The 12,154-nt window shown below is 67.8% G+C and carries 11 protein-coding genes; 4 read left to right on the plus strand and 7 right to left on the minus strand.

Going from position 1 to position 12,154, the window contains the following annotated elements; all coding sequences use genetic code 11:
* Positions 1 to 102 precede the first annotated feature (102 nt).
* A complete protein-coding gene (locus ABZ345_RS46830) occupies positions 103 to 471 on the plus strand; it encodes a VOC family protein (protein ID WP_359862164.1) in 369 nt (122 codons plus the stop codon).
* Between the two features lie 100 nt (positions 472 to 571).
* Here ABZ345_RS46830 and ABZ345_RS46835 read toward each other — a convergent pair whose 3' ends face one another.
* The 7 genes from ABZ345_RS46835 to gatC form a co-directional block, all read right to left on the minus strand.
* On the minus strand, positions 572 to 3,055 hold the full coding sequence (locus ABZ345_RS46835) for a M14 family zinc carboxypeptidase (protein ID WP_359862166.1): 2,484 nt from the start codon (positions 3,053 to 3,055) through the stop codon (positions 572 to 574).
* Between the two features lie 209 nt (positions 3,056 to 3,264).
* Positions 3,265 to 5,730, minus strand: coding sequence for a CHAT domain-containing protein (locus ABZ345_RS46840; protein ID WP_359862168.1), 2,466 nt, complete (start codon positions 5,728 to 5,730; stop codon positions 3,265 to 3,267).
* Positions 5,731 to 5,920: 190 nt separating this feature from the next.
* Positions 5,921 to 6,196, minus strand: coding sequence for a hypothetical protein (locus ABZ345_RS46845; RefSeq protein ID WP_359862170.1), 276 nt, complete (start codon positions 6,194 to 6,196; stop codon positions 5,921 to 5,923).
* 184 nt (positions 6,197 to 6,380) lie between these two features.
* The gene (gene gatB / locus ABZ345_RS46850; protein ID WP_359862172.1) at positions 6,381 to 7,883 is read right to left on the minus strand and encodes an Asp-tRNA(Asn)/Glu-tRNA(Gln) amidotransferase subunit GatB; all 1,503 of its coding nucleotides are present in this window, start codon (positions 7,881 to 7,883) and stop codon (positions 6,381 to 6,383) included.
* The gene (locus ABZ345_RS46855) at positions 7,880 to 8,077 is read right to left on the minus strand and encodes a hypothetical protein (protein ID WP_359862174.1); all 198 of its coding nucleotides are present in this window, start codon (positions 8,075 to 8,077) and stop codon (positions 7,880 to 7,882) included. Before ABZ345_RS46855 ends, gatB begins: the two co-directional genes overlap by 4 nt.
* Positions 8,074 to 9,558 (minus strand): Asp-tRNA(Asn)/Glu-tRNA(Gln) amidotransferase subunit GatA, encoded by a 1,485-nt coding sequence (gene gatA / locus ABZ345_RS46860; protein WP_359862176.1) that lies wholly within the window; start codon positions 9,556 to 9,558, stop codon positions 8,074 to 8,076. The genes ABZ345_RS46855 and gatA overlap by 4 nt, the downstream gene beginning before the upstream one ends.
* Positions 9,555 to 9,854, minus strand: a complete 300-nt coding sequence (gatC, locus tag ABZ345_RS46865; RefSeq protein WP_319965814.1) for an Asp-tRNA(Asn)/Glu-tRNA(Gln) amidotransferase subunit GatC — start codon at positions 9,852 to 9,854, stop codon at positions 9,555 to 9,557. The genes gatA and gatC overlap by 4 nt, the downstream gene beginning before the upstream one ends.
* Positions 9,855 to 10,072: 218 nt before the next feature.
* Here gatC and ABZ345_RS46870 point away from each other — a divergent pair, with 218 nt between their 5' ends.
* The 3 genes from ABZ345_RS46870 (at position 10,073) to ABZ345_RS46880 (ending at position 12,026) form a co-directional block, all read left to right on the plus strand.
* Positions 10,073 to 10,726 carry an ACT domain-containing protein gene (locus ABZ345_RS46870; RefSeq protein ID WP_359862180.1) on the plus strand — a complete coding sequence of 218 codons (654 nt, stop codon included), beginning with the start codon at positions 10,073 to 10,075 and terminating at the stop codon, positions 10,724 to 10,726.
* Between the two features lie 111 nt (positions 10,727 to 10,837).
* Positions 10,838 to 11,293 carry a hypothetical protein gene (locus ABZ345_RS46875; protein WP_359862178.1) on the plus strand — a complete coding sequence of 152 codons (456 nt, stop codon included), beginning with the start codon at positions 10,838 to 10,840 and terminating at the stop codon, positions 11,291 to 11,293.
* Between the two features lie 70 nt (positions 11,294 to 11,363).
* Complete coding sequence (locus ABZ345_RS46880) at positions 11,364 to 12,026, plus strand: Crp/Fnr family transcriptional regulator (RefSeq protein WP_359862182.1); 663 nt, start codon at positions 11,364 to 11,366, stop codon at positions 12,024 to 12,026.
* The last annotated feature ends 128 nt before the right edge of the window (positions 12,027 to 12,154 follow it).

Raw genomic sequence — 12,154 nt, forward strand, 5'->3', positions numbered from 1 at the left:
TTCCTTCGGAGCCACCTCACGGCAACAAGTCATCAGCCACACCCCATCGCACTGGGCATCCGGAGCACTAACCCCGAACAACATCAACCTTAGGGGAAAGTCATGAGCAGGCCCCGGTTGCGGCACGTCGCGTTCGTCGTGCGGGACGCGAAGGAGATGGCGGACTTCTACACGTCGCGGTTCGGGATGGAGCTCTTCCACACCGATCCCGACGGCAGCCACTTCGTCACCGACGGGTACATCAACCTGGCGCTGATCCAGCAGCGGCTGGACGGCGACGTCCCGGCGGGGTTCAACCACTTCGGGTTCCAGGTGGAGTCGGTGGAGCCGTACCTGGAGACGCTGGAGCCGAAGCCCGCGCTGCGAGGGGGAGATCGGCCGTTCGCCGAGTACCGGGCGATCGACCCCGAGGGGAACTGGTTCGACCTGTCGGCGCACGGGTTCCTGCCGCCTGGAGCCGGGGAGGCCTGAGTCCGGGTTTCCGCCGCACGAGGTCTGGGAACCCGTCTGCGGGGCACCACAAGCGGTGCTGAGGAAGGGCTGTCGGGGCCTTCCCCAGCACCGCTTTCTCCTAGCGCGTGCCGGTCCAGTAGATCGCCCGCGCCACCTGGGCGTAGAGGCCCTTGGTGTGGTTGCGGAACATCGGCTCGGTGCCGAACAGCACCACCTTCGACCCGCCCGCCGACGTGCCGGAGACGACCGCCGCCTGGCCCGCGGCCGCCTCCTGGCCACCCGTGCCATTGTCACGCGGACGCCAGTGACCTGCGGCGATCACCGTGCTCCCGTAGCGCTGGTCGACCGTCACGCCCGCGCCGAGGTTCGTGAACCACTGAGGCGAGTAGACGAACGAGTGCGGCAGCGCGCCGGTACCGATCGGGCCGGTGCCGTTGACCACGTTCACCACGCCGTTGGCGTCCTCCCAGCCCGCGACCGGCGTGGCCTGCAGCAGGTGGGCGTCGACGTTGAACTTGCCGCCCGTCGCGCCCCGCGTGACCACACCGCCGCGCTGCAGGAATGCGTCCAGACCGGCCTTCGCGGCGGCGTTGAGCTGCGTGTAGTTCAGGCCGGACGACACGAACAGCACGTCGATCCGCGACCAGTCGAATCCCGCGTTCAGCACCGCCGTGGAGATCGTGCGGACGTCGAAGCCGGACTCCCGCAGCACCTGCAGCTCGTCCGCACCGACCGCGGCGGCGATCGTCTTGCGCTGCAACGCCGTTCCTCCGGCCTTGGCCGTGGTGAACCGGACGCCGTAACGGTCGGCGACCTCCCGCGCGGCGAGCCGTTCCGCCGCCGGCACCACGACCGTGCCGTCGTCCTGGCGGCGCAGCGAGATCCCGCGTCCGAGCAGGTCGTTGACGGCCTGAGCGTCCTTGGCGTCGTTCAGCGTCAACGCCAGATCCGCGCCAGGAGCGGCGTCGACGTCACCGGTCGGAGCCGCCGCGACGACGTCGCGTCCGTTGAAGTGGAACGCGCCGTTCTTGTAGATGTCGATGGAAGCGCCCCAGAGCAGGCGGTGGCTCCAGCCCGAGATGTCGTACATGACCGGAACCTTGGTGCTGATGTCGCTGCCCTGCTCCAGCATCACGTTCGCGAGCGCGCGCTTCGGCTGGTGCATGTCGACCACGTACGACCCGGCCTGATAACGCTTACCGCCCAGCGTGAAGGCCTTTTCGGCGCGTTCGACCCGGACGTCGTGGGCGACCAGGTGGTCGACGAGCCGGGCCGCGGCGGGTGCCGAACGGTCGTTGGTGATCACGTAGGCGCGCGGGAACTCGGTGCGGTAGCGGTCTTCCGGCCCGAATCCCGGCACGAAACCGTCCGGGATCTCGCGCTGCGGCTCGCCCGCCTTGCCGCGGCGGAACATCTCGACCTGGTTTCCGATCAGCTCACCGCGGTGGTCGTCCACGTAGTCGATCGTGGTGTTGATCGTGGACTCGACGACGTCGGTGTTGATGAGCGCGCGCCGTTGCAGCTCGGCGACCGGCAGCGTGTCGTACGCCTGGCGGTTGACCTGCTGCGGGATCTCGATCGTGTACGAGATGGCGCCGTGGTACATCGAGTACTGCGCGGTGTAGATCGGCGCCCAGCCGTCCCACACGCCGGGGTCGTAGTCGCGGAACGGGATCTCCGGCTTCGCCGTCTCCGGGTGGCCGAGGCCCTGCACACCCTTCTCCATCGCGAGACCGTTGGCGTAACCGTGCTTGATGTACAGGTCGAAGTCGTAGTTCTGGCCGTGCGGCGGAGTGGTCGGCTCGATGAGCGTGTTCTCCGAGTAGCCGTGCTCGTCCAGCATCATCAACGGCTGGGTGTGCTCGACGATGTCGCGCATCACCCTGTTCTCGGGCTGCGAGCTCGTGGCGAAGTCGCGGTTGAGGTCGAAGCCCGCGTTGTTCTGCCTGGTGCCGGCGACGCGGCCGTCCGGGTTGGCCGTGAGGTTGAAGTAGATCCTGCTGCGGCGCAACAGGTTCTGCGTCTCACGGTCGTTCGACGTGGCGAGGTGCTCGATGACGCGCAACGCGCCGTCGGTGCCTTCCCACTCGTCGCCGTGGATGTTGTTGTTGATCCAGACCGGTGCCTTGTAGAGGCTCGGCGGGACCTTGCGGCCTTCTTCGATCGAAGCCCGGAACTGTTCCTGCAGACGGGTTTGCGCCGGGCTCTCCGGCGCGGTCAGCGTGACCAGGTACAGGTCGCGGCCGAGTCCTGACTGGCCGACGACCTCGACCGAGACCCGGTTGCTCTTCTGCTGCAACGCGTTCAGCTTCGGCGCGAGCGAGTGGTACGGCGCCAGGTTGAGCTTGATGGTCTTGTCGGCCGGATTTTCGGGATACGTCCTGAGTGTTGTCTTGCGCGGATAGCCCTGGTAGCGATCGGACTTGTTCTCCCCCTGGGCCTGGATCGCTTGGGCCGAGATCGTGTCCTGCGCCGCGACTTCGTTGCGTTCGGGCCCGTTTCCGGGTTCTCGATCGGAATTGGACGGTTGTGCTGTTCCGTTGACGGGCGCCGCCACCGCCGCGGTGACCGCCAGGAGAACAGCGAGCAGAGTTCTGCGCATGCGGTCGTTTCTTGCACAACGGCCCGCTTACCGACTAGAGCCGATAGGCGGGCCGTTGTCTTCCCCTCGGTCAAGACTTGAACCAAGAGAGTGGCACAGAACGTCTCGCGCGAGCGAGAAAAGTTCACCAACCACGACCTCCGACAGGGCACAAATCACCACTGACCAGGCCGTTCAGTTCGCTGAACGGCGACAACCACTCGAACGGCCTAGCCAGTGCCCAGGCACAGGAAAGGCCGGCGGAACGGGTCCTTGGCCATCGCTTCGGCCAATGCCACGGCCGGTGCCGCACCCGCCGCCAGCGCCTGGTGGTAGTCGGCCATCGCGGCTGCGCTGACCTCGTCGCCGACCTTGCTGGCCGCGGCGACGACGGTGCGAGTGCCGCCCGCCAGCATCGCGCCCGCGAACCCCAGCGCCTCGTCACCAGGCCGGATGCGGTTCAACGCCAGCGAGCAGGCGGCCAGGACGACGTGGGCCGGTGGCGTTCTCAACCGGCCCAGCTCGTGAGCGAAGAGCGGTCCGTCGTGGAGTTCGAGACGGGAGAACAGGGCGTTCTCGTTCTCGTGTTCGCCGTGCGCGGCGACATGCACGAGATCGGCGCCGTCGAGGTGGCTCAGGACTTCCGCGGCGGTCGCGTCCTCGCCCGCGAGAACGACCGCGTTCTCGTGGTACGCGGCGAGCCGGTCCAGCTCTCCGTCCCCGAAGTGCAGGCTCGGTCCCCGCACGAGCAGCACGCGGTCGTTGCGCGGCTTGTCGGACTGCGTCGCGGCCAGCCACGCCGTCGCCGAGGGCGCCGTGACGACCGGGCGGCCGTGCAGGCTCGGGAGGACACCCCACGGCACCGTGTACAGCGGACCGGTCGGCACCACGACCAGTTCCCGTTCGCCGACGAGGTGGACCAACGGCTTGATCAACATTGCGTCGAGCACGTCCGCCTGCCTGCGCGCCGACCCGCCGATGACCTCGACCAGTGGCGGCGGCAGGTAGTCGGGAGCCAGGGCGTTGAGGTCGATGTGGAGCTTCTGGGCTCCTTCGAGCGCGTCGTCCGCGGCACCGAGCCGGACCATCCGCACCTGGCCACCCGCGACGACGACGGCGGCGATGGCCCCGCCGGACACCACGAAGCTGATCATGGCCCGCTCGCCCAGCTCGGCGATCACCTCGTTGATCGTCGCCATAGGACGCGTGCGGCCCCAGCGCTGTGCGTGCCAGCCCAGCCTGGTCGCCTCGCGTTGCGCCTTCACCAGCTCGTTGCGCAACTCCGCGGTCGGCCTGCCGTCGAGACCCGCACGCATCAGTTCCCGCCCGAGCCCGCGCACCTCGGCGATGCGCTCGGCCAACTCGTGGTCCTCGATCAGTTCCTGCGGTTCATAGCGATAGGCCTGCGCCCTGGTGCGTTCCAGCCACACGAACATCTGGCGCGCGTTGTTGCTCTCCAAGGCCAGACGGATCGCGAGCTCGCGCAACTCACGGCCGTGCACCGCGGTCGCGGACACCAGTTCCAGACCACCGAGCTGGTCGCGCACCTGGCCGAGTTCGTCCAGGCCCTTGCGCGCATGCCGCAACGCGGTGCGGCGGTCCCCTTTGGCCAGAGCGAGTTCGGCGAGCACGAGCCGGCGTTGCATGCGGTGGTCGAGCGGCGTGACGGCACGCGGAGCCGGCAGCTGGCTCAACAGCTCCTCGGCCTCCGTGATCCTGCGCCTGCGCACCTGAAGCCGGACGGCGAGCACTCCCGCCAGCCGGGCCTCATCGAGCAGGTGGTTGGCCGCCAGCTGTTCCGAAAGCGTCAAAGCCTTCTGCACCAGGGCGTTCGTCACGCGCTTCACCTGCATCGCGTGGGCCCAGAGCTCGATCAGCGCGGCCATCATCCACCACGTGCTGCCTCGCTTGTGCAGCTTGCGCATGGAGGCTTTCGCCATCCGGCGGGCCAGGTCGAACTGGTCGTCGAGCAACGCGGCAGACGCGCGGTACATCTCGACTTCGGCGATGTCCTGGCTGACCTTGTTCTTGCGCAGCACCGGCAGCGCGTCGTCGAGCATTCGGCCGACGTGGTCGGACATGCCGACCATCAGCAGGCACTCGGCGTGCAGGAGCTGAACGCTGGCGAGCAACGACGGCTTCTGGTGGGCCCGGAAGACGTTCTCCGCCTCTTCGTAGCGCCTCAGCGCCTCGACCACGTCGCCGCTCTGCTTGTAGGTGTTGGCGAGTGCCACGACCGTATATGGACGGAGCCGGTCCAGACTGTGCTCGAGGCTGAGAACCGACACTCGTTGCAGATCAACGATCGCGGCCTCACTGCGGCGAATGGCCGCGTTCGAATACGCCCTGGCGATCAACGACGACGCGAGCCGGTTCACCCATTCCGCGTCGACCCGCTCCGGGGAGGTCCGCATCGCGTCCTCGGCGAAGTCGATGAAGGTGCTGAACCACTGGACCGCCTGCTCGGGCTGGCCCATCCGCATGATCATGCTGCCGCGGTAGTAGTCGGCGTTGCCCTTCAGCAGGACCCGCAACCACGGGTCGGGAAGCAGCTCGATCTCACGCCGTGCGTTGTCGAACAGCTCAACGGCGGTGTCCGAGTCGCTGGCCTCGGCAATCGCGTCGCCGAGGCAGTAAAGGATGCGAGCCCGCAGCTCCGTCCGTTCCGGACTGTCGGGTGCGCGATCGGCATGCACGAGTGCACGCCGGTGAAGTCGGATGGCGGACGGGAAGCGGTAGTGATCCTGCTCCGTCCATCCCTTCTCGTACATCTCGCGCGCTGTGTCCAAGGCACGAGCGGGCATGTGATCATCACACCACATGCACCCGAATGGCGCTGCCCGCCATCCAGGCGCAGAGCGCGACGGCGGGCAGCGCGGAGTGTGACTAGGCCACTACTTCCTTGGCCAGGTTGTCCGGGTGGTTCGGGCAGTCCGCGTCGTGCAGCTTCGGACCGTCGTCGGTCAGGTCCTCGCCGAGGTTCGCGAACTTCGGCGTCGGGCCGCAGCACTGCGGGGTGACCGGCGGCTGCGGGTGCGGCACCGGAGTCGGCTCGGGCGCCGGCGGAGGAGGCGTCGGAGTCGGATTCGAGTCGTCGTCGGTGATGATGTCCTTGACCTTGTCAAGGATGTCGCCGAGAAAGCCTTCGCGCTGTGCGGTCATGAGGTTCCCCCCTCGTTTGGACTATTTACTTCCCATCCCCCCAGATGGGTGCGTCGAAAAGAGTCGCACACACGGCTACAGGTATACGTCTCATTTAGCTAACAGCCACTCGGTCGGCCTAAGATCACAAAGGGCCACCTGCACAAACAGGTGACCCTTTGTGATTTTTGCTTCGATTGTGTATCTAGGAGCAGCGAGCGACCACGATCTCGCGAACGCGGGCCGCGTCGGCCTGCCCCTTCGTGGCCTTCATGACCGCGCCGACGATCGCGCCGGCCGCCTGGATCTTGCCGTCGCGGATCTTCTGAGCCACGTCCGGCTGGGCGGCGAGGGCCTCGTCGACGGCCTTCTCCAGCGCCGAGTCGTCCGAGACGACCTTCAGGCCGCGCTTCTCGACGACCTCGTCCGGCGAGCCTTCGCCTTCGAGCACGCCGTTGACGGCCTCGCGGGCGAGCTTGTTGGTCAGCGCGCCCGAGTTCACCAGCTCGATCACCCGTGCCACCTGGGCCGGGGTGATGGCGAGTTCGGTGAGCTCGATGCCCTTCGAGTTGGCCTGCTGCGACAGGTACGAGACCCACCAGGAGCGGGCCTCGTCCGGCTTGGCGCCGGCCTCGACCGTGGCGATGATCAGGTCCAGGGCGTTGGCGTTGACCAGGTCGCGCAGGACCTCGTCGGTGAGGTTCCAGTCCTTCTGGATGCGCGCGCGGCGCTCCCAGGGCAGCTCAGGCAGGGTGCCGCGCAGCTCCTCGACCCACTCGCGCGACGGCGCGATCGGGACCAGGTCCGGCTCCGGGAAGTAGCGGTAGTCCTCCGCCGTCTCCTTCTTGCGGCCCGGCGAGGTGGTGCCCGAGGACTCGTCGAAGTGACGGGTCTCCTGGGTGACCTCGCCGCCGGACTCCAGCACCGCGGCCTGACGCGTCATCTCGAAGCGGACAGCGCGTTCGACGCTGCGCAGCGAGTTGACGTTCTTGGTCTCGGTGCGGGTGCCGAGCGCGCCGGTGGTCTTCGGCGACAGCGAGACGTTCGCGTCGCAGCGCAGCGAGCCCTGGTCCATGCGGACGTCGGACACGTCGAGCGCCTTGAGCAGGTCGCGCAACGCCGTGACGTACGCGCGAGCCACCTCGGGAGCGCGCTCCTTGGTGCCCGGGATCATCTTCGTGACGATCTCGATCAGCGGCACGCCCGCGCGGTTGTAGTCGAGCAGCGAGTGCTCGGCACCGTGGATGCGACCGGTGGCGCCACCGACGTGCAGCGACTTGCCGGTGTCCTCCTCCATGTGCGCGCGCTCGATCTCGACGCGGATGACCTCGCCGTCGTCCAGCGTCACGTCGAGCCAGCCGTTGAATGCGATCGGCTCGTCGTACTGCGACGTCTGGAAGTTCTTCGGCATGTCCGGGTAGAAGTAGTTCTTCCGCGCGAACCGGCACCACTCGGCGATCTCGCAGTTCAGCGCGAGGCCGATGCGGATCGCGGACTCGACGGCCTTGCCGTTCACCACCGGCAGCGAGCCCGGGAGACCCAGGCACGTCGGGCAGGTGTTCGTGTTCGGCTCGCCGCCGAACTCGTTGGCACAGCCGCAGAACATCTTCGTGTTGGTGTGCAGCTCGACGTGCACCTCGAGGCCCAGGACGGGGTCGTACTTCTCGATGACCTCGTCGTAGTCCATCAGCTCAACCAGAGCGGTCATGCCAACTCGTCCTTCCGCAGAGCACGAACGGCCAGCGCCGCACCGGTGAGCGCCACGGCGATGCTGGCGATCGCGTTCGCCAGGGCCAGCTTGTCGTTCTTGGCACGGGCGTTCCGGAAGCCGGAGACCGCCGCCACGGCACCGCCGAGGGCGCCCGCGAGACCGAGAAGTCCCTTGGCCTTCTTGATGTTCACAGCGACGGGCCTCCAAACGCACCACGCGCGGCCTCGTAGGCGGCGGCGACGCGGTACATGCGGTGGTCCTGCAGCGCCGGGGCCATGATCTGCAGGCCGACCGGCATGCCGTCCTCGTCCGACAGTCCACTCGGGACGCTCATCGCCGGGGTGCCCGCGAGGTTCGCGGGAATCGTGCAGAGGTCCGCCTTGTACATGGCCATCGGGTCGTTCGCGCGCTCACCGATCTTGAACGCCGTGGTCGGCGTGGTCGGCGAGATGAGGACGTCGAACTTCTCGAACGCCTTCGCGAAGTCCTGCGTGATCAGCGTGCGGACCTTCTGGGCCGAGCCGTAGTACGCGTCGTAGTAACCGGACGACAGCGCGTACGTGCCGATCATGATGCGGCGCTTGACCTCGGGGCCGAAGCCGGCCTCGCGGGTCAGCGACATGACCTCCTCGGTGCTGCGCGTGCCGTCGTCGCCGACGCGCAGGCCGTAGCGCATGGCGTCGAACCGGGCGAGGTTCGACGAGCACTCGCTCGGCGCGATGAGGTAGTAGGCGGGCAGCGCGTAGTCGAAGCTCGGGCACGACACGTCCGCGATCTCCGCGCCGAGCTCCTTGAGCTGCGACACGGCGGCCGCGAAGCTGCGCAGCACGCCCTGCTGGTAGCCCTCACCGCTGAACTGCGTGACGACACCGACGCGCAGGCCGGACAGGTCGCCCTTGAGTCCTTCACGGGCTGCGGCGACGACCGGCGGCACGGGTGCGTTGATGGACGTGGAGTCCATGTGGTCGTAGCCCGCGATGACCTCGTGCAGCAGCGCGGCGTCGAGCACCGTGCGCGCACACGGACCGGCCTGGTCCAAAGAGCTGGAGAACGCGACGAGGCCGTAGCGGGAAACGCCACCGTAAGTGGGCTTCACGCCGACGGTGCCGGTGACCGCGCCGGGCTGGCGGATCGAGCCACCGGTGTCGGTGCCGATCGCGAGCGGCGCCTGCAGGGAGGCCAGCGCGGCGGACGAGCCACCGCCGGAGCCGCCGGGGATGCGCTCCAGGTCCCACGGGTTGTGCGTGGGGCCGTAAGCCGAGTTCTCGGTCGACGAACCCATGGCGAACTCGTCCATGTTCGTCTTGCCGAGGATGACGACGCCGGCTTCCTTGAGCTTGCGCGTCACCGTGGCGTCGTAGGGCGGGATCCAGCCTTCGAGGATCTTGGAACCGACCGTGGTCGGCACGCCCTCGGTGGTCATGACGTCCTTGAGCGCCAACGGCACTCCGGCGAGCGCGGAGACCTGCTCACCGGCCTTGACGGCGGCGTCGACCTTGCGGGCCTGCGCGAGCGCGCCCTCGGTGTCGACGTGCAGGAAGGCGTGGACCTTCCCGTCGGTCTCGGCGATGCGGTCCAGGTGGGCCTGCGTGACCTCGACGGACGAGACCTCACCGCTGTGAATCTTCGCGGCGAGCTCGGCCGCGGAGGCGTGGATCAGGTCGTTGGTCATGCTTCCTCACCCAGGATGCGGGGCACGCGGAACCGGCCGTCCTCGGCTTCAGGAGCGCCTGAGAGCGCCTGCTGCTGACCGAGGCTCGGACGGACCACGTCCTCGCGGAAGACGTTGGTCAGCGGAACGGCGTGCGACGTCGGCGGGATGTCGGCCGTGGCGATGTCGCCAACGGAAGCCACCGACTGGAGGATCACGTCGAGCTGGCCGGCGAACAAGTCGAGCTCGTCGTCGGTAACAGCCAGCCTGGCGAGCTTCGCCAGGTGCGCGACCTCGTCGCGGGAGATGCTGGGCACTCCTGTCAACCCCCGTAGGGTCGGGATACGAATCGGGAACCCCGTGAGTCTATGGGCAGGTCAGCAGCGTCTTCGAACGGGTTGCTGACCAGCATCTCAACTTAACCGTTCCGCAACGCGGACAGCAGGTCATGAGCGCAGGCTGCGTCTGCGAGAATCACCGACCGGCAACGGCGCAAGACGCGGGGTCTCGCGCACGAGCTATGGAGGCGTTCACCTTGTCGTTCCTGATCCGGGTCCAGCTCCCGGACCGTCCCGGCACCCTCGGCGCGGTCGCAACGGCTTTGGGCGAGATCGGGGCGGACATACTCAGCGTCGACGTGGTGGAACGCGGTTCCGGCATCGCCATCGACGACCTCGTGGTGGAACTGCCGTCCGGCCGCCTGCCCGACACGTTGATCACCGCGGCCGAATCCGTCGAAGGCGTCGAGGTCGACGCGGTGCGCCCCTACGCGGGCATCCTGGACACCCACCGCGAGCTCGAGCTCGTCGAGGAGATCGCCGACGACCCGCGCAAGGGCCTCGAGATCTTCACCGAGGGTGTCCCGAAGATCATCCGCGCCGGCTGGGCCGTCGTCGTCGGCCCCGAAGGCACCGGCATCAACCGGCTGACCTCGTCGTCCGCCGCACCGGAGACCCGGATGGCGGACGCGCCGTGGTTCCCGCTGGAGCGCGCGACCGTGCTCGACGGGGAGGAGGAGTGGGTGCCGGAGACCTGGCGTGAGCTGGGCACCGAGCTCGCGGCCACTCCCCTGGGCAAGCCCGATCGGGTGCTGGTCGTCGGACGTCCCGGCGGGCCGATGTTCCGTGCCGCCGAGGTGGCACGGCTCGCGCACCTGGCCGGCATCGTCGCCGTGGTGCTGCCCGACTAGGCCCCATAACGAATCTGGCCGCTTCTGCGTCTGCTGACGCAGAAGAAGTCGCTCGTCCCCGGAGTTCACAGGTTCCATCGCGCTCGACCGCGAACCTGGGGGCCGGACGCCATGAGCGACAAGAACTACCGCACGTTCGCCGCTCTGCTGGTCGCGCTGCTCCTCGGTGGCGCCGGCTGTGGCGTGCTGCGGGACGGGACCACCGCACCCGCACCACCGGACGACGGCACGGGGCTCGACGGGAACAGGCCGCCGTCGACCGGTGGCCCGCCGGTGCGCGACGCCGGTCTGCTCATCGGCGACTGGCAGCCGTCGGACAGCACCGCCGCCAAGTCGTTCACCGGCAACGACGGCGCGTGCGAGGGCTTCTTCTACGACCGTGGCGCGGTGCTCAACGGCTCGATTACGTGCGTTATTTCAAGTCAGGCGGACTCGAATGGCCGATTCGTACTACAGGTGACCCGGAATCCGGACAAAGCCAGCTACAAAGTCGAATTCGATTCGTCCGATCAGGCGACCGTCTACAGCTCCGATGGTGTGGAGATGTACCGGATCAGCCGATTCTGATCCATCGCCGTTACGTTTGCCCCGCATCGACGATGTACTGATCGTGCCTGCAATTCCTCACTTGGCCGCCGTGACCACCGGGCATCGGGTGGGGAGTTTCTGGCGCCGTCTCGACGACACCGAACGAACAGCTCTGGTGTCCATGTCCGCTCTGCGCCGTTTCGAGGCCGGCGCCACCCTGATCCGGGCGGGCGAGCAGGAGAACTGGGTCGCGATCCTGCACAGGGGCCGCGTCCGGACGGTGGCCGCCGACGGCAGGACGCCGATCGCGGTGCGGTTCGCCGGCGACATCGTGGGCGAACAGGCGGTGCTGGACCAGGAGACGAGGCCTGCGACGGTCCGGGCGGAGACACCCGTGCAGGCCCTGATCGTCGAGGGCGCCGTCTTCAACCGGTACCTGAGCCAGCGCACGAGGGTCCTCCGAGTCCTCTGCGCGGTGGTGTCCGAACGCCTGCGCGAGTCCGACCGCACCATCGTCAGGCAGAACGACGACTCGTTCACGAAAGTCGCCGAGATGCTGTTGCGCCATGTCGACGAGTTCGAGTGGACGAATGGCGGGCGAATCAGGTTCGACATCGGTTCGCAAGCCGCGTTGGGCGAGTCGCTGGGCCTGTCGCGGGAGTCCGTGGTGCGCGCACTCAAACGCCTCAGGAAGGACGGCGTCATTGCCACCCATCGGGGCGTGATCACCGTCAATGACGTCGCCGAACTGCGTGCGCGCGCACAGCGATGACTGCACAGGATGAGCCATTCGGCGGCAATTGGTCTTAGAACTCCTAACTCAATGAGAGGTTGCGGAGTCGGCGCCAGCAGATGATCGCGCAGGCCAGGCTGAGGAAGGCTTCGTGGATGTCATCGCGG

Source organism: Lentzea sp. NPDC005914 (assembly GCF_040629405.1).
Classification (GTDB): Bacteria; Actinomycetota; Actinomycetes; order Mycobacteriales; family Pseudonocardiaceae; genus Lentzea.

What these genes read in the sequence shown, in the direction of transcription:
- ABZ345_RS46835 (WP_359862166.1), bottom strand. Translation starts at nt 3,055, where the DNA reads ATGCGCAGAACTCTGCTCGCTGTTCTCCTGGCGGTCACCGCGGCGGTG.
- ABZ345_RS46830 (WP_359862164.1), top strand. Translation starts at nt 103, where the DNA reads ATGAGCAGGCCCCGGTTGCGGCACGTCGCGTTCGTCGTGCGGGACGCG.
- ABZ345_RS46875 (WP_359862178.1), top strand. Translation starts at nt 10,838, where the DNA reads ATGAGCGACAAGAACTACCGCACGTTCGCCGCTCTGCTGGTCGCGCTG.
- gatB (WP_359862172.1), bottom strand. Translation starts at nt 7,883, where the DNA reads ATGACCGCTCTGGTTGAGCTGATGGACTACGACGAGGTCATCGAGAAG.
- gatA (WP_359862176.1), bottom strand. Translation starts at nt 9,558, where the DNA reads ATGACCAACGACCTGATCCACGCCTCCGCGGCCGAGCTCGCCGCGAAG.
- ABZ345_RS46845 (WP_359862170.1), bottom strand. Translation starts at nt 6,196, where the DNA reads ATGACCGCACAGCGCGAAGGCTTTCTCGGCGACATCCTTGACAAGGTC.